The organism is Streptomyces sp. AHU1, from assembly GCF_045343905.1.
In the GTDB taxonomy this organism is placed as follows: Bacteria; Actinomycetota; Actinomycetes; order Streptomycetales; family Streptomycetaceae; genus Streptomyces; species Streptomyces triticiradicis.
Genome location: NZ_CP174283.1, coordinates 113,254 through 135,005 on the forward strand (window position 1 = coordinate 113,254; position 21,752 = coordinate 135,005).

19 protein-coding genes and 2 pseudogenes are annotated in these 21,752 nt (G+C 66.2%); 13 read left to right on the forward strand and 8 right to left on the reverse strand.

Going from position 1 to position 21,752, the window contains the following annotated elements:
* Positions 1-24 precede the first annotated feature (24 nt).
* Together ACICHK_RS00580 and ACICHK_RS00585 are read left to right on the forward strand one after the other, a co-directional pair.
* The gene (locus ACICHK_RS00580) at positions 25-789 is read left to right on the forward strand and encodes a transposase (RefSeq protein ID WP_406834933.1); all 765 of its coding nucleotides are present in this window, start codon (positions 25-27) and stop codon (positions 787-789) included.
* Between the two features lie 120 nt (positions 790-909).
* On the forward strand, positions 910-1,761 hold the full coding sequence (locus ACICHK_RS00585; protein WP_406834934.1) for a transposase: 852 nt from the start codon (positions 910-912) through the stop codon (positions 1,759-1,761).
* Positions 1,762-2,118: 357 nt separating this feature from the next.
* On the opposite strand, the gene ACICHK_RS00590 is transcribed toward ACICHK_RS00585, so the two are convergent.
* A complete protein-coding gene (locus ACICHK_RS00590) occupies positions 2,119-2,547 on the reverse strand; it encodes an SMI1/KNR4 family protein (RefSeq protein ID WP_406834936.1) in 429 nt (142 codons plus the stop codon).
* A gap of 183 nt (positions 2,548-2,730) precedes the next feature.
* Between ACICHK_RS00590 and ACICHK_RS00595 the strand changes: the two are divergent.
* Positions 2,731-3,606: pseudogene (locus tag ACICHK_RS00595) on the forward strand (IS5 family transposase).
* Between the two features lie 4 nt (positions 3,607-3,610).
* Here ACICHK_RS00595 and ACICHK_RS00600 read toward each other — a convergent pair.
* The gene (locus ACICHK_RS00600; RefSeq protein ID WP_406834938.1) at positions 3,611-3,970 is read right to left on the reverse strand and encodes a hypothetical protein; all 360 of its coding nucleotides are present in this window, start codon (positions 3,968-3,970) and stop codon (positions 3,611-3,613) included.
* A 110-nt stretch (positions 3,971-4,080) separates the two neighbouring features.
* On the opposite strand from ACICHK_RS00600, the gene ACICHK_RS00605 reads away from it, so the two are divergent.
* On the forward strand, positions 4,081-4,956 hold the full coding sequence (locus ACICHK_RS00605; RefSeq protein ID WP_406834940.1) for an IS5 family transposase: 876 nt from the start codon (positions 4,081-4,083) through the stop codon (positions 4,954-4,956).
* Positions 4,957-4,981: 25 nt separating this feature from the next.
* Here ACICHK_RS00605 and ACICHK_RS00610 read toward each other — a convergent pair whose 3' ends face one another.
* The 3 genes from ACICHK_RS00610 to ACICHK_RS00620 form a co-directional block, all read right to left on the reverse strand.
* Complete coding sequence (locus ACICHK_RS00610) at positions 4,982-5,323, reverse strand: DUF5713 family protein (RefSeq protein WP_406834942.1); 342 nt, start codon at positions 5,321-5,323, stop codon at positions 4,982-4,984.
* A 185-nt stretch (positions 5,324-5,508) separates the two neighbouring features.
* Positions 5,509-5,985 carry a hypothetical protein gene (locus tag ACICHK_RS00615; protein ID WP_406834943.1) on the reverse strand — a complete coding sequence of 159 codons (477 nt, stop codon included), beginning with the start codon at positions 5,983-5,985 and terminating at the stop codon, positions 5,509-5,511.
* 425 nt (positions 5,986-6,410) lie between these two features.
* Entirely contained in the window at positions 6,411-6,605 is a 195-nt protein-coding gene (locus ACICHK_RS00620; protein WP_406834945.1) for a hypothetical protein, read from the reverse strand.
* Between the two features lie 216 nt (positions 6,606-6,821).
* Here ACICHK_RS00620 and ACICHK_RS00625 point away from each other — a divergent pair, with 216 nt between their 5' ends.
* Both ACICHK_RS00625 and ACICHK_RS00630 read left to right on the forward strand, forming a co-directional pair.
* Positions 6,822-7,634: a hypothetical protein gene (locus ACICHK_RS00625; RefSeq protein ID WP_406834947.1), complete on the forward strand. Its 813-nt coding sequence runs from the start codon at positions 6,822-6,824 to the stop codon at positions 7,632-7,634.
* 113 nt (positions 7,635-7,747) lie between these two features.
* Positions 7,748-8,242 (forward strand): protein-L-isoaspartate O-methyltransferase family protein, encoded by a 495-nt coding sequence (locus ACICHK_RS00630; RefSeq protein ID WP_406834949.1) that lies wholly within the window; start codon positions 7,748-7,750, stop codon positions 8,240-8,242.
* Between the two features lie 286 nt (positions 8,243-8,528).
* Here ACICHK_RS00630 and ACICHK_RS00635 read toward each other — a convergent pair.
* Both ACICHK_RS00635 and ACICHK_RS00640 read right to left on the reverse strand, forming a co-directional pair.
* A pseudogene (locus tag ACICHK_RS00635) lies at positions 8,529-8,762 on the reverse strand (transposase); the annotation flags it as partial.
* 334 nt (positions 8,763-9,096) lie between these two features.
* Complete coding sequence (locus tag ACICHK_RS00640) at positions 9,097-10,341, reverse strand: ROK family protein (RefSeq protein WP_406834951.1); 1,245 nt, start codon at positions 10,339-10,341, stop codon at positions 9,097-9,099.
* A gap of 216 nt (positions 10,342-10,557) precedes the next feature.
* On the opposite strand from ACICHK_RS00640, the gene mmsA reads away from it, so the two are divergent.
* The 5 genes from mmsA (at position 10,558) to manA (ending at position 17,053) form a co-directional block, all read left to right on the forward strand.
* Positions 10,558-12,105: a multiple monosaccharide ABC transporter ATP-binding protein gene (gene mmsA / locus ACICHK_RS00645; RefSeq protein WP_406834953.1), complete on the forward strand. Its 1,548-nt coding sequence runs from the start codon at positions 10,558-10,560 to the stop codon at positions 12,103-12,105.
* Positions 12,102-13,403, forward strand: coding sequence for a multiple monosaccharide ABC transporter permease (gene mmsB, locus ACICHK_RS00650; RefSeq protein ID WP_406834955.1), 1,302 nt, complete (start codon positions 12,102-12,104; stop codon positions 13,401-13,403). Before mmsA ends, mmsB begins: the two co-directional genes overlap by 4 nt.
* Before the next feature lie 205 nt (positions 13,404-13,608).
* Positions 13,609-14,718 carry a substrate-binding domain-containing protein gene (locus ACICHK_RS00655; protein WP_406841127.1) on the forward strand — a complete coding sequence of 370 codons (1,110 nt, stop codon included), beginning with the start codon at positions 13,609-13,611 and terminating at the stop codon, positions 14,716-14,718.
* A gap of 131 nt (positions 14,719-14,849) precedes the next feature.
* Complete coding sequence (locus ACICHK_RS00660) at positions 14,850-15,830, forward strand: ROK family protein (RefSeq protein WP_406834957.1); 981 nt, start codon at positions 14,850-14,852, stop codon at positions 15,828-15,830.
* 20 nt (positions 15,831-15,850) lie between these two features.
* A complete protein-coding gene (manA, locus tag ACICHK_RS00665) occupies positions 15,851-17,053 on the forward strand; it encodes a mannose-6-phosphate isomerase, class I (protein WP_406834959.1) in 1,203 nt (400 codons plus the stop codon).
* Positions 17,054-17,130: 77 nt separating this feature from the next.
* Here the strand turns inward: manA and ACICHK_RS00670 are convergent, their stop codons facing one another.
* Positions 17,131-18,864 (reverse strand): sigma-54-dependent Fis family transcriptional regulator, encoded by a 1,734-nt coding sequence (locus ACICHK_RS00670; protein ID WP_406834960.1) that lies wholly within the window; start codon positions 18,862-18,864, stop codon positions 17,131-17,133.
* 228 nt (positions 18,865-19,092) lie between these two features.
* On the opposite strand from ACICHK_RS00670, the gene ACICHK_RS00675 reads away from it, so the two are divergent.
* Positions 19,093-20,118, forward strand: coding sequence for an NAD(P)-dependent alcohol dehydrogenase (locus tag ACICHK_RS00675; protein WP_406834962.1), 1,026 nt, complete (start codon positions 19,093-19,095; stop codon positions 20,116-20,118).
* Positions 20,119-20,137: 19 nt separating this feature from the next.
* The gene (locus ACICHK_RS00680) at positions 20,138-21,733 is read left to right on the forward strand and encodes an extracellular solute-binding protein (protein ID WP_406834964.1); all 1,596 of its coding nucleotides are present in this window, start codon (positions 20,138-20,140) and stop codon (positions 21,731-21,733) included.
* Positions 21,734-21,752: the final 19 nt, after the last annotated feature.

The following is a 21,752-nucleotide window of genomic DNA, read 5'->3' on the forward strand; positions in this document are numbered from 1 at the left end:
CACCCGGGGGCGCTGGGTGTGGCTGTGACGGCGCTGCCGCTGGTGTGGCTGGCACGAGCGAGCAGTCCACGGGGCACGGCCGCGATGTGGGTGCGTGATCGGCTGGACGGCCTGTTCACGGATGCCGATTTCGCCAACTGGTATCCGGCTGACGGACGGCCTGGGTTGTCGCCGGCTCAGCTGGCTCTGGTGTCGGTGCTGCAGTACGCGGAGAACCTCACCGACCGGCAGGTGGTGGACGCGGTCCGCTGCCGCCTGGACTGGAAGTACTGTCTGGGACTTGAGTTGGACGATCCGGGGTTCGACTTCACGGTCCTGAGCGAGTTCCGTGGCCGGGTGGCCGAGGGCGACCGCGCGGACCGGCTCCTGGCGCTGGTCGTGGACCGGCTTGCGGAAGCCGGGCTGATCAAAAGGCGGGGACGGATCCGAACGGATTCCACCCACGTGCTGGCGGCGGTCCGCCGTCTGAACCGGGGCGAACTGGTCGCCGAGACGCTGCGCTGTGCTCTGGAGGAACTCACGCTGCAGGGCGAGGAATGGCTGGCCGGGCTCGTCACTTCCGGCTGGGCAGACCGCTATAGCCGACCGGTCCGCTATGAGCGGCTTCCCCGTGGCGGTGACGCACTGGTTGCCTGGGCGCTGCAGGTGGGTGAGGACGGGCTGCATATCCTGCGCACCGTTTATCGTGACGATGCCCCGCCTGGCTTGCGGGAGTTGAGGTCGGTGCAGGTCCTGCGACAGGTCTGGGTCCAGCAGTACTGGCACGACGAGACGGGCCAACTCCGTTAGCGGACAGCGAAGTCGACACGTGACCGGGCCACCCGGAGGGCGACCGATCAAAGGAATACGGGCAAGTCCTCAGCGGACGGCCGACCGGATCCTGCTTCAGCACGAGTGCCGTGGTCGACGATGGAGATCGTCACCCCGCACGATCCCGAGGCCCGTTACAGCCAGAAGGTCACCGCGGCCGGCCAGCGCGACTGGATCGGCTATCGCGACCACCAGACCGAGACCTGCGACGAAATAAGCCCCAACGTCATCGTCCAGGTCCTCACTCAGCCGGCGCCGCAACAGGACATCGACGCCCTCGACGACATCTACCAACAGCTCGCCCACCAGGGTTTTCAGCCCCTCGAGCACATCGTCGACGGCGGCTATGTCACCCCGGACAGCATCCACCAGGCAGCCATGACCTGGGATATCTCCATGCTCGGCCCAGTCCGCGAGGACCCACACGCCGCTCAGCGGCCGGGCTTCACGAAGGAGAACTTCCACATCGACTGGGACAACCGCACCCTCACCTGCCCGAACGGCATCACCAGCCCACCCTGGAAACCCACCCTCGGCGACGGACACCCCCGACTGTCCGTCCTCTTCCCCCGCAAGGCATGCCGGGAATGCGGGGACCGCCTGAAGTGCACCGGCAACGTCGATGGCAAAGGACGCCACATCCTGCTGCTGACCGAGCCCCAACAGAAGATCCAGTCCAAGGCCAGGAAAGACCAGAAGACCAGCAGTTGGCAGCGGCGCTATGCCATCCGCGCAGGCTGCGAGGCCACTGTCTCAGAAACCGTTCACGCTCACGGCCTGCGTCACTGCCGCTATCGAGGGCTGGCGAAGACACACGTCCAACACGTGCTCACAGCAGCCGGAACCAACATCATCCGACTCAGCGAATGCTTCCCGCCCGGCACCACACCGGCTTCTCCACCACGACCATCCAGCCACTTCCGGCAGCTCTGCGAAAGGCTGCCGACCTAGAGATCACCAACAACATCCAGAACCTGAGCCAGAGCCACTTCTCGTGAACATCCACGAGCCGGCTGAACATGAACAAAGCCAGGTGACGCGGCCGCAGAGTGCTCCCGCGTCGACTGTCCTTCTACCGGCCGCGGAGGCCGAGGCCGAGGCAGAGCCGTCGCAAAACACCTGGGTGTCAGGAGCGCTTCACATGCCGCGATCAGGGCCGTACCAAGACTCGGGCCGTTCGCCGGGGGACATCGGCAGGTGCCGCAGTTGTACAGGGCCTGGATAGAAGGCCGCGCTGTTGGAACCGGTCATGTCTTCACCGATGAGATACCGATAGAGCCATTCGGCGCAACACATGCGGTGCTCTGCTCAGGTTTCGTCATAGTTGACCACGATCCTGGTGGCATCGGCGGCTGCGTCGAGGAAGGCCATCTCTCCCCGGTCGGTGCTCGCGATCGGCCACAGGCCGTTTCGGGTGCCGAAGCTCAACTCCTCGAGTCCGAAGAGCTGGCGGGGGTCCTCGTCCTCGTCCAGGTCGAGCTCGTCCCAGGGCACTTGTGACCACGCCTGGATGGTGTCCCGGATCCACTGGCCCAGGTTCCAGCGCTCCGTCGCGGGGTGCGGCAAAGACAGATGGCCGTTGAGCCGGATCGGGACGTACCCGTCGACGATCACACGGTAGTCGGGTGGCAGCCGTATGCCGAGATCGGCGTGGAGGCGGTCCCATGCCGACGGCTCGGCATAGCGGTTCTGGGCCGGTCCAAGTATCGCCATGGTGCCAGCCAGGTAGTCGGTCATGAGATATCTCGTTGCTATGGATCGTCACTGAGCAACAGGCCAGCGGCAGGGCGAGATCGCCGAAATGCGTTAAGACAGCGTTTCTGATGGCTGTCTCGGCTCGTTGGTTTGGTGTGATGAGTCTTGCTGAGCGGCTAGGCCGTGTGTCGAAAGTGGATCTTGGGCTGTGGATGATCACGGTTCATGGGTCGGGGAGATCTCACGGACGAGCAATGGGCGATGCTGGAACCGCTGCTGCCTAAGAGCACGAAGGCAGGTCGGCCACCTGTCTGGTCCCGGCGGCGGTTGATCGACGGCATACGGTTTAGGGTCCGGACCGGTGTGCCGTGACGGGACGTGCCCGCCGAGTACGGACCGTGGAGCCGGATCTACGACCTGTTCCGCCGATGGCAGCGGAACGGCACCTGGCACTGGATACTCACCCGGCTGCAGTCCTTGGCCGACGCGGAAGGTGCGATCACATGGGACCTGAGCGTCGACTCCACGATCTGCCGTGCCCATCAGCATGCGGCCGGGGCCCGCAAGCAGGGTGATCTACAGAAGGAACCGCCGGGCGGTGTCTTCAGCGAACCTGGTGATCACGGACTTGGGCGCTCGCGCGGCGGGTTCACCACCAAGCTGCACTTGGCCGTCGAGCAGGGCCAGAAGCCCCTGTCGATCGTCATCACGGCCGGGCAGCGCGGCGACTCGCCGCAGTTCGAACCCGTACTGGAGAAAGTGCGTGTGCCCCGCATCGGGCCGGGCCGGCCACGAGTCCGCCCCGACCGGGTCCGCGCGGACAAGGCATACGCCTCCCGCAGGAACCGCGCCTACCTGCGTCGCCGCGGGATTCGCTGCACCATCCCTGAGAAGGCCGACCAGGCGCGCAACCGCCGAAGGCTCGGTTCTCGCGGCGGCCGGCCGCCGCGCTTCGACCCGTTCGACTACCGCGAGCGCCATGCGGTCGAGTGCGGGATCAACCGCCTCAAGAGGAACCGCGCGGTCGCCACGCGCTACGACAAGCTAGCCGTTCGCTACGAGGCGACAGTCCTGGTCGCGGCGATCAACGAGTGGCTGTAATCCTTCACTGAAAAGGCGTCGGGGTCCACGGCAACGCCTCCCGCCATCCCTGTCGATCGTGAGCCCAGTCCATCATGACCTTGGCGGTCGACTCTTCCGGGCCGAACACTTCATGGAGCCTTGGAACGTGGGCCTGGTAGTGCTTGTCTGCGCTGCCTTCGCGGTACTCGACCTGGTAGCTGAGGTCGTCGTTCAGGTACACCTGAATGTAGTGCTGATCCACAGGCTCCAGATCGAGTCTTTCCAGGATTACAAACCGGTGCGACAGGTTCATCTCGGACAGCAGGTCGTGCAGAGCCTCCTCGGTCGGATCGTCCACGGCACGACCGCCCGCTTCAACTACACGCAGCAATGGCTTCAGCATGCACGCGACTGTACCGACCCACAGGAGTCAACTGCCCCGCAAGGCACTTCCGCAACAGGCCCTAGGCCGTGTGTCGAAAGTGGATCTTGGGCTATGAATGATCACGGTTCATGGGTCGGGGAGATCTCACGGACGAGCAGTGGGCGGTGCTGGAACCGTTGTTGCCGAAGGGTGCCAGGGCGGGGCGGCCACCCGTCTGGCCTCGGCGGCAGCTGATCGACGGCATACGGTTCCGGGTCCGGACCGGAGTTCCGTGGCGGGACATCCCCGTCGAGTACGGGCCGTGGAACCGGGTCTACGACCTGTTCCGCCGCTGGCAGCGGAACGGAACCTGGCAGCGGATCCTCACCCGGCTCCAGTCCCTGGCCGACGCGAAGGGCGCGATTGTCTGGGACCTGAGCGTCGACTCCACGGTCTGCCGCGCCCATCAGCACGCGGCCGGGGCCCGAAGACGGGGTGACCTGCAGAAGGAACCACCGGGCGGCATCTTCACCGAGCCCCATGATCATGCGCTGGGACGGTCGCGCGGCGGGTTCACCACTAAGCTCCACCTGGCCGTCGAGCAAGGTCAGAAGCCCATGTCGATCGTGGTGACGGCAGGACAGCGCGGGGACTCTCCGCAGTTTGAACCTGTGTTGGAGAAGGTCCGCGTGCCCCGCATCGGTCCGGGCCGGCCACGCGTCCGCCCCGACCGCGTCCGGGCCGACAGGGCATACGCCTCCCGCAGAAACCGCGCCTACCTGCGCCGACGCGGGATCCGCTGCACCATCCCGGACAAGGCCGATAAAGCGCGCAACCGCCGGAAGCTCGGTTCCCGCGGTGGCCGGCCGCCGTACTTCGACCCGGCCGACTACCGCGAACGCCATGCGGTCGAGTGCGGGATCAACCGCCTCAAGAGACATCGCGCCGTCGCCACCCGGTACGACAAGCTCGCCGTCCGCTACGAGGCGACCGTGCTCGTCGCGACCATCAACGAGTGGCTTTGAACGGAGGTAGCCCTCCCGTCCTGGTTCACCAGTCCCGGCCGGAGGTCAGCTCCTCTGCATCCGCTTCCGTGAACCCGTATGCCGACGCGACGAAGCAGAACTCGTCACAGATCCACTCCCGCGCCACAGTCTCGATCTCGCTCCCGGCCGCCACGAACTCCCTCTCCAGCAGGTTGAACTCCTCCGTCGCAGCCTGGGTGAGTGCATACAAGCTCTCCAGGTCCGACGGCCGCTCGGCCTCGATGCGCTCGCACAGCCGCAGCAGGATCGCCTTCCCATGGTCGACCACGTGATCAGGGAAGTACGAGTCGTCGTACATCTGCCGCAGGAATGCGCGTCCCGCTATTTGCTGGTTTGTGATCGGCATGACACTTCCCTACCTCCGCGAAAAGCTGACGCGTCGATCATGCACAACACCACTGACAACGACGCCCCCATGGACGCCAAACCTCACGCGACCAGGACTTTCACAACAGGCCCTAGCCCGGTGGCAGCTCCAGCCCAAGGTCTCGGAGCCACCCTCTCACCGTCTTCGACCACAGGCTGGTGGCCCTACGTGTCCGTGCGCGTCTTACTGGCCGCGGGCTTCTGCTGATAGAAGGCGTCTGCTCCGAACCCTTCCCAATCAATGGTCATGGACTTGCTTGACAGCCCATACACGCGCCCCACGGTCCGGTCAGTATTGCCGTCATCGCACTTAAGTCTGATGACATACAGTCCAGCCTCTTTGGACGCGTTGCCTCGACAGTGATGTTTGCCGTTCAGCTCGACTTGTTGGCCGTCGACAAGGAGGATGACGGCGCTTCCGCCGTTATCCCAGGCGGGGTAGAGCCACTGGCCATCGAGTGAGGGTTCAGCCTCGCCTCCGACAGCCTGAGCGCTGGGTGTGCCGGCCTTGCCGTCAGAGCTCGCCGTCGACGTGGGCTCCAAGGAGGACCCCGCTCCCCCAGGCCCTGCGCCGCCGCACCCGGAAACAACGACGGCTGCCACCAGGACCATCCCGGCAACCTTGCGAACTCGCTTGATCACGTCATCCCCTCGAAAGACCCACCTGGACACGCCCAAAGCGGCAGGTCAGCAGCCGATCATAGCTTCCAGGGAACCCCTGACACAGCCCCAGCACATCAAGCCAAGACCGCCACGGTCCTGCAGCCCGCGGTCTGGAGCAGCGCGGCAACGTCGCAAACTGAATAGGCCAGGTCAAGGATCGCCCCGTCTGCGCGGACGCGGCGGCCACCGCCCTCGTCAGGCGGGTACACGATTACCGGAATGGTCAGACACTCAGCTTGGCCGGCTACAGGGCGCGGTGGGCTCGTCAGCGCGAGGGAATGCCGAGCCCGCCCGCCCTCATGTCGCCTGGGGTGCTGAGGACGGGCGGCCAGCCGACACCAGCCCGCCCTTGGCCCAAGGAGCGGGTCGGCCCTCTACGCCGCCGACCAAGGGGCCGACCCACGTCAGATGCGGGTGCCCACGGCGAGGGTGTCGCTGCCAGCGAGGCGTGCAATGGCGCGGAGCATGATCGCCAGGCGCCGTTCGTCGAGGTCGGACACTGCGGCCAGCGAGACGCTGCCCATGCCGGTCATCGAGAGGGCAAGGCCGAGGAACGCCCACTGCTCCTCGTCCAGGCCGAGGCCGTAGACGCGGCCCATGAGCCCCTCCCAGCAGACCGGGAACCAACTGGGTCCATCGAGGAGGCCCAGCGCCCGCTGACCCTCTCGCGGGCGAAGGTCGGTGGAGGATGCGGGCAGGCCTCGGGGAAAGCGTTGTCATCCGATCGTGCGGTGATCCCGGACGCTCGCTCAATATTGATCATGCTGTGACCTGGCTGTGCACACCTTGGAAGCCCTGATCAATACGGTCTCACTGTGTCTAGCAACGAGAATCCACTTCCGAACAACCACAGGCCAGGCGACGACCAGTGGAACGCGGTGCGCAACGATGACTTCGTGCAGTGGGCCAGCATCGAAGAAGGCTTGGTTCCCGTCCGGAAGCGTATATGGCCCCGGAACGCCGCGTTGTCGGCAGCGGCGGCCGCCCTGGTCACGGTAGCCCTCCTTGCTGTGAATCACAGAACCTCGTCGTCCCCTGACCACAAAGCTGCCGCACCCACGGCTACAACGGCCTCACCCACACCGCGCGTCTCAGCGACGACCGCTCGTGCGGCAGAGCGACCAATCATCCACCTGTCTGAGGCGTTCCCGGTTCAGGTGGCGGACGGTGACGGTGGGACCTTCACCAGACTGGGCTCCGCCGTGTTGAAGTCCTGCACCGAGCCCGACTCGGTCGGGTCGGTACTGGCCGCCGAGATCGCCGCCGGCAAAGGCTGTCTCGGCGAGGAGATCGCTCTCTACAAGGACACACACGACAACCAGTTCAACCTGGCCATCTTCACAATGAAGGACCCTCAGGAGACGGTGAAACTGGTGACCCAACTGACCATGAACTTCAACGACTATGAGGTGGCCGCGCAAGCTCCACCGCCCGAATCCGGCCTGTCGGCCCTACCGGCTGACAGCGGAATGGTGCAGGCCTTCACCGGGCAGGGCCGTGCCATGGTGGTGGGACTCGGTCAATGGTCGGACGGTCGGACGGTCGAGTACCAGAAGCTGGTTGATCGCTTGGAACCCTTGCTCAAGGCTGTCTCGAAGAACGTCGCCCGCTATGAGACCGCACACTGAACCTCTTTCAGGCTCGGGCTGCTGCACGGCGGGCCCAGTGTCCTGATCCAGCACGACGGGGAGCCACTGCTGGGCCAGGAACGCGGGACGCGGTCGGAGCGTCGATCACGTCGATGTCGACGGTGATGGGCCTGACCGTCGAGCTGCTGGAGGAGCTGGATCTGCGCCCACGGCTTCGGGTGCTGGACGTCGGGACGGGCGCGGGGGTGACCGCCGCGGTGGCCTGCCAAGTCTGCGGCAACCAAGGGGTGGCCACCCTCGACCAGGACCGGCACATCACCGCCGCGGCTGCCGCCCGCCTGGCAGATCTCGGCTTCCGGCCGCAGGTTGTGTGCGGATCGGGTGGACAGGGCTTGCCGGGAAGGGAGTTCGAGCGGATCTTCGTGTCGTACGCGGCGGAGTGCGTGTCAACAGCGTTGGTCGAGCAACTCGCTCCCGGTGGCACACTGCTGGCACACGTGACCAGCGCGTGCCCGTCGCGGCCCGGCCTCGCCGTCGTCCGGCGCACTATCGACGGGCATGTCACGGCGGAGCTGCGGGCCGTGGAGTTCGCCCACCGTGCCGGGCACGGCATGGCGCGGATCTGGCTCAGCAAGGAACTCCGGTAGCGCATCGCCACCGAGCCCGGCACGTGGACCCAGCGGAGCAAGCGAACACCGCCCGCGGACCGCGACCGCGGTTTTTGGCTGGCTGCCGACCACTTCCTCAGAGGTCTGGTGCGAGACTTCGGCTCTGAGCACCTCGCGATAGCCGCACGCGCCTGCGGATCCTGGATGCGCGCGGAGCCGGTGGGCCACCTGCGCTGGAGCCCCACCGTCCACAGGCCGCGGGCCGCGGGACATCTGGGAATTGCGAGGACGGCTGCAGAACCAACCGTCTCAGCCGTGATATTTAGTGAGCAGCGAGCAGGGCCAGCAGTAGCGCGGAGGCCGTGCCGGAGATGTCCACCGCCCAGCGGACATCATCTGCCAGCTCCAGGATCTCGCCGAGCGCGGTCGGAATCGCCGACTCGTCGTTGTCGATCTTCTTCGACCACAGGGTCGCCCCGGGCTCGTCGACCGCCGCGGCCCAGTGGTGGCGCTTACCCGCGTCGATGCCAGCCCAGATGCGGGCCCGTCGCTTGCTCACTTGCCCCTCCTCGTTCCCCACGGTATGCCGTCGGCCCGAGGAACACCCCGCTGTCATCTCCGCAATCAGCGACCGAAGTGCACATCTCAATCAGCGGCCAGGGCGCCCTGGAGGGCCGGGCGGCCACTCCCGCAGAGCCACTGCAGACAAGAACGCCTGTGCCACACCCAGCCCTCCCGGGCCACCCAACAACTTACGGAGAACGCCTGGGTGGGGGTGCCCCCGGACGGAGTCTGGGGGAGAGTTCACCTCGCTCCTGCGGTTCGACACCGGGATACGGCGCATCGTCTGCACGACGAAGGCGACCCGGGCGGTCAGGCGTCTCGGGATTCGTTCACTCAGCGAGGAGAGCGGACAGCTGCGGCGAGAACGTCGAGTGCAGTACAAGGGCGGCACCGCCCACCACGGCGGCGTCCGCGCCGAGGGGGGACGCTTTGGCCTCGACAACCCGAACGCTGCGAGACAGCGGTCTGGTTGCCAGCGCCGAGGCGACGGCGTCGACGTACCGCGACTCCACATGTTGGATGCCGTGGCCGCCGAGAACGATGAGATCCACGTCGATAAAGTTGACGACGTTGACCGCGACCGAAGCGACGTGTTCTGCGGCCTCGTCGATGACGGCGACGGCGACGGGGTCGCCGGCCGCAGCGGCGAGCCGAATCGCAGCATGGTCAACAGAAGCCGGATCCCGGTCAAACGCTTGCGACAGCTCACTCCCGTCTTGGGGCCGGCGAGCGAGCCGACGACTCACCTCGGCCACGATCGCCGAGGGGTTGACCAGCCGCTCCAGGCAGCCCCGGTTGCCGCAATAGCATTCCGGTCCATCGGGCAGTACAGGCGAGTGGCCGAACTCTCCCGCGTTCAGCGAACCACCTCTGTACACCTGGTGGTTGAGGATGAGGCCGCCGCCTATACCGGTTCCGAAGAAGAAGTAGGCGAAGTTCGCCACGCCCTTGCCTGCACCTGACCAGCGTTCGCCGACCGCGGCAGCTGTGGCGTCGTTGTCCAGCGTCACCGGCAGTCGGGTGGCGACGCTGAGCATTCTTTGCAAGGGAACACGGTTCCAGTGTGCGAGCTGGGGCGGAGTGACGATCATGCCGAGCTCCTGGTCGATCGGTCCCGGGGCGGCGAGGCCCAGGCCAAGCACCTTGTCTCGCGGGACGTCGGCTTCGTCCAGCACTTCGGCGACCAGCTCGGCCATGGCCGCCACCACATGGGACGGGTCGACGCTGGGAGGAGTAGGGCGCTTCTTGACGAGCAGAGGGCGTCCTTGCAGATCGACCACGGAGCAGGTCAGCTCGATCGGGTCGAAGTGCAGTCCGACCGCGTTGCCCGCGTCGGCGTTGAGCCGCAGCGTGGTGCGGGGTTTTCCGCCACTGGCGACCCGGCTGGCGCCGTCTTCCCGGACTATGCCCTCGTCGAGCAGACGGCGCACGATGCCGGAGACGGTCTGCGGGGTGAGGCCGGTCTGCTGGGCGATCTCGACCCGGCTGACGCCGTCGGCGAGCTGGATCTGGTCCAGGACGACTGCCCGGTTGTACCGCCCGACCTTGGGGAGGTTGGTTCCTGCCTGCCGCACCTGCGGTCCTCTCTGTCGCTCTGCATAACCATTCTGTCACGAGCGTTGACCTTGTAAATCAAATGGATTTACTGTCCCGGCACGCAGTTGTTAGCACCCCGGAAACAAGGCACAGCCCAGTGCCATCGGAGGCAAGCCGATGTTCACGAAACCCCGCATCCCCGAAGGCTCGGCCCCAAGAGTCCGGCGCGGACCGAACGGTGCGGAGCCCTGCTCATGACCAAGGTCCCGCCCCTGCTGGAGATGCGGTCGATCACCAAGGCCTTCCCCGGCGTCACGGCACTCGCCGACGTCAACCTGGCCGTCCGAGAGGGCGAGATCCACGCGATCTGCGGCGAGAACGGCGCCGGCAAGTCCACTCTCATGAAGGTGCTGAGCGGGGTGCATCCGCACGGCAGCTACACCGGTGACATCGTTTTCCGGGGGGAGCAGGTCCGGTTCGACGACATCCGGGCCAGCGAGCGGTCCGGCATCGTGATCATCCACCAGGAGCTGGCTCTGGTGCCCGGTATGTCGATCACCGAGAACCTCTTCCTCGGCAACGAACCGCGCCGACGCGGTGCCATCGACTGGAAGACCGCCCAGCGCCAGGCCCTGGAGCTGATGGAGCAGGTCGGACTCCGGGAGGACCCGGACGCCCTGATCAAGGACATCGGTGTCGGCAAGCAGCAACTCGTCGAGATCGCCAAGGCGTTCGCGAAGGACGTCAAGCTGCTGATCCTCGACGAGCCGACCGCGGCCCTGAACGAGGATGACTCCCGTCACCTGCTCGATCTGCTGCGCGGCTTCCGGGAACGGGGCATCACTTCGATCATCATCTCGCACAAGCTGAACGAGATCGAGGCGGTGGCCGACACCATCACGATCCTGCGCGACGGCCGCACCATCGAGAGCCTCGACGTCAAGGCCGACGGCGTCAACGAGGACCGCATCGTGCGGGGCATGGTCGGCCGGGAGCTGAGCAACCGCTTCCCCGACCACACGCCCGACATCGGCGAGATCTTCTTCGAGGTCCGCGACTGGACGGTGCGCCACCCCAGCTCGGACGAGCGGCTGGTGTGCAAGGGCTCGACGTTCCACGTCCGCCGTGGCGAGATCGTCGGTTTCGCCGGGCTCATGGGCGCGGGCCGCACCGAACTCGCGATGAGCCTCTTCGGCCGCACCTACGGCACCTGGCTGTCCGGTCAGATCTTCAAGGACGGCGAGGAGATCCGGCTGAAAACCGTGCCGGACGCCATCCGGCACGGACTGGCGTACGTCAGCGAGGACCGCAAGTCGATCGGCCTCAACCTTCTCGACGACATCAAGACGTCGATGGTCGCCGCCAAACTGCCGAAGATAGCCAAGCGCGGAGTCATCGACCCGGTGCGCGAGCACCATGTCGCCGAGGAGTACCGCCAGAGCCTGCGGATCAAGACGCCCAGCGTCGACGAGGGTGTCGTCAAGCTCTCCGGTGGCAACCAGCAGAAGGTCGTCCTGGCGAAATGGATGTTCACCGACCCTGACCTGCTGATCCTCGACGAGCCGACCCGCGGCATCGACGTCGGCGCCAAGTTCGAGATCTACGGGATCATCCAGCGGCTCGTCGCCCAGGGGAAAGGCGTCGTCGTCATCTCCTCGGAGCTGCCGGAGTTGATCGGCCTGTGCGACCGCATCTACACGGTGTTCGAAGGAACCATCACCGGTGAGGTAGCCCGCCGCGACGCCGACCCAGAACTCCTTATGAAGCAGATGACCGCCAAGAAGAAGAGCCCCACCTCATGAACCGTATGAAAGACCTGCAGAAGAACCTCTTCGGAGGTACGACCTCCAACGCTCGTCAGTTCGGCATGATCTTCACTCTGGTGGCGATCGTCCTGCTGTTCCAGATCTTGACCGCAGGCCTGACCCTGACCTCTGGCAACCTCATCGCAGTCGTCAGCCAGTACTCGTACATCCTGATCCTGGCCATCGGAATGCTGATGGTGATCGTCGCCGGACACATCGACCTGTCGGTCGGCTCCGTCGCGGCATTCACCGGCATCATCGTCGCCAAGGCGATGGAGGAGTACTCGCTTTCCTGGCCGCTCGGCATTCTGCTCGGCCTGCTCGTCGGCGTGCTGATCGGCGCGTGGCAGGGCTTCTGGGTCGCCTATATCGGCATACCGGCCTTCATCGTGACTCTCGCCGGGATGATGTTGTTCCGCGGCGGCAACCAGTACATCGGCAACGCTGACACGGTTCCGGTACCTGAGGGCTTCCGCGAGATCGGCGCCGGCTTCCTGCCCGAAGCAGGTCCGGACACCGGATACAACAACCTGACGCTGCTGCTCGGGCTGGCCGCCTGCGCGGGCCTGGTGTGGCGCGAGTTCAAGGCGCGCCAGACCCGCCATGAGATGAAGGCCGACGTCGCGCCGCTGTGGATCACGGGCATCCGGCTGGCCGTCATGATCGGCGTGATCGTCTTCGCGACCCTCCGTTTCGCTGGCGGCCGGATCGGTACCAGCCTGCCGATCTCCGGCATCATCCTGATCGTCCTGGTTCTCGCGTACTCGTATTACACGCGCAACACCATCGGCGGCCGGCACATCTACGCCGTCGGCGGCAACGCCCGTGCGGCCGAACTGTCGGGTGTGAAGCTCAAGAGGGTCAACTTCCTCGTCATGATGAACATGTCAGTGCTGGCTGCCCTGGCCGGCATGATCTTCGTGGCCCGGTCCGCGGCCTCCGGCCCTCAGGACGGTCTGAGCTGGGAACTGGACGCCATCGCGGCTGTGTTCATCGGCGGTGCGGCGGTCTCTGGCGGTCTTGGCACGGTCAGCGGCTCGATCGTCGGCGGTCTCGTCATGGCCCTGCTCAACAACGGCCTCCAGTTGGAGGGTGTCGGCTCGGACATGGTCCAGATCATCAAGGGTCTGGTCCTGCTCCTCGCCGTCGCCTTCGACGTCTACAACAAGAGCCAGGGACACTTCTCGATCATCGGGGCGCTGATGCGTCCGCTCCGGCGTGACGACGCCACGGCCATGCCGAAAGAGCCGCAGCCCCCGGTCCCCGACACCGACACGACGAAGGTCGCGGGCTGACGCCCGCAGCCTCAATCGCCCCTTCTCCCCTCCCCCTCGACGACCGGGTACCCGGTTACCTGACCACCGGGTACCCGGTTCCGCCCCCCGGTACGACCGGACACGGGCACACAGTCCGGCGGTGTCCCACCGCACCGCCATCGCTGCGCTCGACGGCGCAGCGCAACTCCTGCAACCAGCACAGCACGAAGGGTTCGACTCCACCATGCGCTCACTCGTCATCAGAAGCATCGCCGCAGCCGGCGCCGTCGCACTGCTCGCCCTGGGTACGGCCTGCTCCAACGAACGTGAGGGTTCCACCGCCGGCGACAGCGCCGACGGCAAGGGCTTCGCAAAGGACGCCCTGATCGGCGTCGCCCTGCCGGCCAAGACCTCGGAGAACTGGGTGCTCGCTGGTGATCTGTTCACCAACGGTCTGAAGGACGCAGGTTTCAAGGGCGACGTGCAGTACGCGGGCGCCTCGACCACCGTCGCCGACCAGCAGGCGCAGATCTCCTCCATGGTCACCAAGGGGGCGAAGGTCATCGTCATCGGTGCGACCGACGCCTCCCAGCTCGCCACCCAGGTGAAGCAGGCCAAGGAGGAGGGTGCCACCGTCATCGCCTATGACCGCCTGATCACCAACACCAAGGACGTCGACTACTACATCGCCTTCGACAACTACAAGGTCGGCCAGCTCCAGGGCCAGGCGCTCATCGACGGCATGAAGGCCAAGAAGCCCAAGGGTCCGTGGACGATCGAACTGTTCTCCGGCTCGCCGGACGACAACAACTCGAAGGTGTTCTTCGACGGCGCGATGAGCGTGCTCAAGCCTCTCATCGACAAGGGTGACATCGTTGTCGGATCCAAGCAGACCGACATCAAGCAAACCGCGACCCAGGGCTGGAAGGCCGAGAACGCCCAGCAGCGCATGGACTCGCTGCTGACCTCGGCGTACGGCGGCAAGAAGACCCTCGACGGTGTCCTGTCCCCGAACGACACCCTGGCCCGCGCGATCCTGACCTCGGTCAAGGGCGCTGGCAAGGCGGTCCCGGTCGTCACCGGCCAGGACTCCGAGGCCGAATCGGTCAAGTCCATCATGGCCGGCCAGCAGTACTCGACCATCAACAAGGACACCCGCAAGCTCGTCGCCGAGACCATCAACATGGTCAAGTCCCTGCAGAAGGGCGGCAAGCCGACCGTCAACGACACCAAGTCGTACGACAACGGCGCCAAGGTCGTCCCGGCCTACCTCCTCCCGCCCGTCATCGTGACGAAGGAGAACGCGGCCGAGGCCTACGCCAACGACCCCAAGCTGTCGCTGCTCACCAAGTAGCACCGTCCCGTACCGTCGCGCGCCCCAGGAAACCCGTCGGGGCGCGCGACGACACGGGACACCACGCCATCAGGGAAGAGACAACGTCATCGCGCGGTGACACCTGCCTGAGAAAAGCCCCAAGAGAAGGAATGGATGCGCTCGTGTACGGAGCACTCGACATCGGTGGTACCAAGATCGCCGGAGGAATCGTCGACGCCGACGGTCACCTGGTGGCCCGGTCGCAGTGCGCCACGCCCGCCCACGGCACGGCCGAGGACATGATGGCCGCGATCGGCGAGGTCCTGGATGACCTGGCCGTTCACCCGGGGTGGACGTCACTATCCCGCCTCGGCATCGCCAGCGCGGGCCCGGTCGACACCGCAGCCGGGACAGTCAGTCCGGTCAACATTCCGGCCTGGCACACCTTCCCACTCGTCGACCGGGTGCGCGCGCATCCCCACGCCCCCCGCGGCGTCGAGCCCGTTGTGGTGGGGGATGCGGTCGCGATGGCCGCCGGTGAGCACTGGATGGGCGCCGCCAGAGGAACCGACAACGCCCTGGGCATGGTGGTCTCCACCGGCATCGGCGGCGGCTTGATCCTCAACGGGACGTTGCATGCCGGCCCGTCGGGCAACGCCGGACACATCGGCCACATCAGCGTCGACCACACCGCAGGGCCCGAGTGCCGGTGCGGGGCGCGCGGCTGCGTGGAACAGTTCGCCAGCGGCACCGCGATCGCCGCCCACGCCGTGGAATCCGGCTGGGTGCCGCCCACTGGTGTCGCCCCGACGGCCGCAGCGGTTGCGAATGCCGCCCGCGCCGGTGATCCACGAGCCGCTGCGGCGTACGACCGTGCCGGACGGGCCCTTGCCGCCGCGATCGCCGCCACGGCCGCCCTCGTCGAACTCGACCTGGTCGTCATCGGCGGCGGTGTCGCCCAGGCCGGTGGAACACTGTTCGAGCCCCTCCGACGCCACCTTGCCGACTACGCCGCCCTGGATTTCACCCGCAATCTGCCCGTCGTGCCCGCCAAGCTCGGGACGGACGCGGGACTCATCGGAGCGGCCGCCGTAGCCGGGCTGAAGCATTCCGGATGCGGGGCGCCCCGGCCGCCCGCTATCCACCCATAGCCGACCGGAGCCAAGATCTCGTGGATCTGCTCACCACCACCATCCAGCCCTACGCCTGGGGCTCCACCACCGCCCTCGCGGAGTTCATGGGTCTACCACCCACCGGCGAGCCCCAGGCCGAACTGTGGCTGGGCGCCCACCCAGCCGCCCCGTCCTGCATCGACCGGGGGCGAGGGCCCCTCGCCCTCGACAAGCTGCTCACCGCCAGTCCGTTGCCGGAACTGGGGCCTGCCCTCACGCGCCGGTTCGGCCCGCGGCTGCCATTCCTGCTGAAGGTACTGGCCGTCGATGCCCCCCTGTCGGTCCAGGTACACCCCGACCCAGCACAGGCAGCCGCCGGCTTCGCGCGGGAGAACGCCCAGGGGATCCCTCTCGAGGCTCCTCATCGCATGTACCGCGACGACCAGCACAAACCCGAGATGATCGTCGCCCTAACCCCCTTCCGGGCCCTGTGCGGCTTCCGGTCTCCCGAACGCTGCGGCGATCTCCTGGAATTCCTCGGTGTTCCCGACCTCAGGCAGTATGCCGCGCTGCTTCACTCTCACCCGGGAGAGACCGCCCTCCGACAGGTCTTCACCGCATTCCTTTCACCGCCGCGCGGCCTCCTCACTGCCGTCACCGAGGCCGTGCGGCGGGCGTCCGCACGCGGCGGGCCGTTCGAGGCAGACCTTGCCGCGTACGCTGCCATCACTGACGCTCACCCGGACAACCCCGGCCTGCTACCCGCCCTCATGCTGAATCACGTGGAGCTGGAACCCGGGCAGGCGCTGTTCCTCGGCGCGGGCATCGCACACGCCTATCTGTCCGGCCTCGGCGTGGAGATCATGGCGAGTTCCGACAACGTCCTGCGCTGCGGACTGACATCGAAGCACGTGGATACGGCCGAACTCCTGAAGATCGTACGTTTCACCACGCGCCCGGTCCAAGCCGTCGCCGCACGATGGGACGCGGAGAGCGGCGAGCACGTATACCCGGCGCCTGTCGACAACTTCAGACTCTCCCGGTTTGATCTTGTGCGAACGGACGCGCCGCACACGCTCACGGCCGCCGCGCCGCAGATCGTGTTGTGCGTCCGCGGTGAAGCAACCACCGCTTCGGAAGGGGGCTCAGTGAAACTCGGTCCTGGCCGCGCCGTATACGCCCCCGCAGGCGACGCCCTCCGACTCAGCGGAGAGGCAGTGGTATTCCGCGCCACGGTCGGACCCGCTCGCCCAACCGCCTGAGGACTCGGCCCGCACCCATGGCTCGCCTCAGACCGTCTGTTCCAACTCGCGCTCTAGGCTGCGTGCCGGGAGGCTCGTCACGTCAGGCTGGACGGCACGATCCCGTAGCGACGCATCTTGCGGTACATCGTGGCGCGGGAGATCCCGAGGTCCTGCGCGGTCTGCTGGACATTGGAGTTGCGGGCCATCAACCCACGCAGAATGGCGTCGCGTTCCAGCGCCTCGATGGTGGTGAGGACCTTGCTCGACGACACCCGGCTTTCCGGCGGCAGGTCGTCCACGTGGATCACCTGGCCCGAAGGCCGCCGTGCCAGGCCCCGGATCACCGAATCGAGCTGTCGGACGTTCTCGGGCCAGGGGCAGTGCTGCAGCATGGTCAGCGCGTCCGGGGAGAACCTGCACTCGCCGCTCGGCCGGTACTTGCGCAGGAAGTACCGCATCAGGTGATCGATGTCCCCGAAGCGGTGACGCAGGGGAGGTATCTCCACCGACGCATGACAGAGCTGGTCGAGCTGGTCATCGGCGCTGACCATCGACGGCTGGCTTGTCATGACCAGTTGCCCGGTCGGGCTGCCGTCCAGTTGCACCAGCAGGTTTGTCAGCTGCTGCCGCAGTCGGTCGCCCAGCAGGTGGACGTCGCTGATGACGAGCACGTTGGACGGAATGACAAGAAGCTGTCCGACGTCGTGCAGCCAGCGCTCGGTGACGGCCGGCGCAGCGGACAGCGGCGCTTCCGTCATCTCCAGTCGGCGTCCGGTGGGATGGGCCCGGTGGAGGGCCTTGACCAGTGTCCTCTTGCCGACGCCCGCTTCGCCCAGGAGATGGAGCCATGTCCCGGCGACGAACGCGGTTTCGCTGTCGGCGACCGCACGCAGCCAGTGCGGGGATGAGCCCACCAGTCCCAGGTTGGAGTGGGCGAGCCCGGCGGAGACTGCAGGTGTGGGCTGGGGCCGTCCGATCAATCGGACTCGGAAGACGGCGCCTGCGTCGTTGTCCTCGCGCCGGCAGCGACTGATCCTGAGTTCGGCGACCCGCCCCGAGGGCAGGGCGATGCTGCGGGTCCCCTCCAGCTCGGAGTGGCCGGCGATCTCACGGGCGTGGTCGAGCAGCGCATAGTGATCCGGGCCGGTTACGGCGGCACTGAGCTGCTCGTTCATCATGACGACGTCGCGGTTGAGGGCCAGCACAGGTCCGGGGCGCGTTGAGGAGCACGCCTCCATGTAGTCCTGGAAAAGGGCCCGCTCGCGCCGTGAGGTGATCGCGGCGATTTCGGCCTCGATCTGGGCCGCGACCGAGCGGGCGAAGGCCATCAGCATGCCGTCGGAGCCGTCACGGATGGTGGTGAGGTTGAAGGCTCCCAGCAGGGTGCGCCGGGTGGGATGCAGGATCGGTACGGCCGCGCAGCGGAAGTCCCGCAGGGCCTCGACGTAGTGCTCCGTTCCGGCGATCATGACCGGGCGGCCGCTGGCCAGCGCGGTGCCTATGCCGTTGGTGCCTACGTAGCGCTCGGCAAACACATGACCCGGGGCCAGGTGCACGCGGTTGAGGTTCGTCGTCAGTCCCTGGTGAGAGACCTTCCGGGAGAGGACCACGCCATTGCGGTCTGTGATCATCATGGAGACGGGGTCGTCGGCGAGCTGCTCGTGCAGCTTGTCCAGGATCGGCAGCGCCGCCTTTGCCAGGGGGCTGTCCAGTTCGGGGTTGTCCAGGTACGGAGCGTCGAGGCTGCTCGGCTTCACCTCGAATTCCATCGAGCGATGCCACGACGCCACCACGAGCGGCCGGGCGCTTGGATCCTTGGTGACCTCCACGTAGAAGTCTCTGGCTGCTCTCAGCGAGCTTCTGGCTGGTTGGCGGGGCATTAACACTCCCGTACTGCGCGCGTCACAATCCTCGGTTCAGTGATTGGACCAGTTCGATCGCGTGACACCTAAGGCGTGTCTCACATTGAGACATTCGAGGACGGATTCTGAGACATCGGCCTGGAAACGGCGGCCTGTGTAATCGGCGCATCATCCGCCGATTCACAGGGAGCCTCTATGAAAGCCGTGCAGGTCATCAAGTACGGCGAGCCGCCTGAGCTCGTGGACGTGCCGGACCCGCAGATCACCGGTCCGCTGGATGTGATCGTGAAGATCGGGGGCGCCGGAGTCTGTCGGACCGATCTTCACATCCTCGAAGGACAGTGGAAGGAGAAGAGCGGGGTCGCCCTTCCGTACACAATCGGTCACGAGAACGCTGGCTGGGTTGCGGAGGTCGGGCAGGCCGTCACCAACGTCAAGGTCGGTGACCCGGTTATCCTGCACCCCCTGCTGACCTGCGGTCTTTGCCGGGCCTGCCGGGCCGGCGACGACGTGCATTGCATGAACTCGGCCTTCCCCGGCATCGACACCGCCGGGGGCTATGCCGAGTACCTGAAGACCAGTGCCCGCTCGGTCGTACCTCTTGCCCCGTCCCTGGAGCCGGCCTCGGTGGCAGCTCTTGCCGACGCCGGGCTCACGGCGTATCACGCCGTCGCCAAGGCTGCCCAGGTGCTGCGGCCGGGTGACAAGGCCGTGGTCATTGGCGCCGGGGGACTCGGACACATCGGAATTCAGGTGCTCCGGGCCCTGTCGCCGGTGGAGATGATCGTCATCGACCGCAGCCCGGAGGCTCTGGCTCTGGCCAAGGAACTGGGCGCCGACCACACCCTGGTCGCGGACGGAAGCGAAGCCGAGCACGTACAGCACCTCACCGGCGGTCACGGGGCGGAGGTCGTCCTGGACTTCGTTGGCGAGGGGGGTGCCGTGGAGACGGGCGTGGCCTGCCTGCGCCGCAACGGCAACTACTACGTCATCGGCTACGGCGGCCACCTCCACGTGCCGACGATCGACGTCATCTCCACTGAGATCAACTTCATCGGCAACCTCGTGGGGTCCTACAACGACCTCTCCGAGCTGATGGTCCTGGCAGCCCAGGACAAGGTCACCCTGCACACCCGGCGATACCCTCTCGCCTCCTTCCGGCAGGCCCTCGATGACCTGGACACCGGGGCCGTACGCGGCCGAGCGATCTTGATCCCCTGACACCGCAGGAGAAGCCCCCATGCGCAGCAGACCGTACACAGCCCTGGTTGCCGTCGCCGTGGCCCTGACCGCCACCGCGTGCACCGCCCAGAGCCAGGAACAGCAAAAGCCCAAGGACAAGGCAGCGCTCTTCAAGTCCGGCTCGGAGATCAGCTACAAGAAGTACGGCAGGGACTACCCGGCGACCAAGGTCAAGGACATCCCAGGTCCCTGCAGCTACGAGTCGATCAGCCGCAAGGACTACTCCGGACAAACGCTGAAGATCATCAGCCATGCTGTTCCCGTCATCGGCGAGCCGACCCAGCTGCACGCTAAGCAGTTCGAGGACATCACCGGCGGGAAAGTCGAAGTGGTCAACGTTCCCTTCGGCGAACTGCATCAGAAGATCCTCACGCCCCTCCAGGCGGGCCAGCCAGCGTATGACGTCATGTTCTACCCGTCCCTGTGGATAGGCGACATGGCCCCGTACCTGGCCGCGGTACCGAAGTCGTACCTGAACACGCCCGGCATGAAGGACGTCACCAAGGCCTACATGGACGTGGCGACCTGGAACGGGAAGGTCCTGCAGTACCCGGTGGACGGGGACCGGCACTACCTCAAGGTCCGCACCGATGTGCTGATGGACCCTAAGCGGCAGGCGGAGTACAAGAAGGCCACGGGCAAGGAGCTTAGGGTCCCCAAGACGTGGGACGACTACCAGAAGACCGCTGAGTTCTTCAGCGGCAAGGACTTCGATGGCGACGGCAAGGCCAACTACGGCAGTGCCGAGGTGACCAAGCGCGACGATCTGACCTTCTCGGCGTTCATCAGCCGTGCGGCGCCGTACGTGAAGAACCCTGACGTCAAGGGCGGTGTCTTCTTCGACGTCAAGACCATGAAGCCGCTGATCAATACCCCGGGCTTCGTCCGCGCCCTGGACGACATGGTGAAGGCCAAGTCGACCTGGGCGCCCGGCGGCGCCAACTTCGGCCTGGGGGACGAGATCTTCTCCTTCGGAGGCGGCCAGACACTCATGTCCTACTCATGGGACGACGCTTTCATCCAGGCCCAGCAGTCGGACAGCAGGATCCGCAACAAGGTCCAGGCGGCGCCGCTGCCTGGCTCCACCGAGGTCTACAACCGCACCACGAAGTCGTGGGACAAGAAGGCGAACCAGGCGCCCTATTTCACATGGGGATGGACCTCAGCGGTGGCCAAGGCATCGCGCCACCAGCAGATGGCCTTCGACTACCTCTGCTTCTTCGGGAACGAGGCCAACACCGCCCTCGACCTGACCATCGGCCGATTCGGAGTCAACCCCTACCGCAACGCCCACTTCGACCCGGCGTTCTGGGAGAAGCTGGGCTGGAACAAGGACGTCGCCGAGTCGTACGTGCACACGCTCTCCGGCATGGAGAAGAGCACCAACCGCGTCTTCGACCTTCGCGTTCCCGGTGTCAACCAGTACATGTCCGCGCTGGCCAACGGCGTCGCTGCGGCTCTGGCGGGACAGAACTCCCCCCAGCAGGCACTGGACGACGTGGCCAAGGACTGGTCCAAGATCACCGACCAGATCGGCAAGGACAAGGTCCAAAGCGCCTACCGCAACGTGGTCGAGCTTGAGGACAACTCCTGACCCACCGCAGGACGCCCCG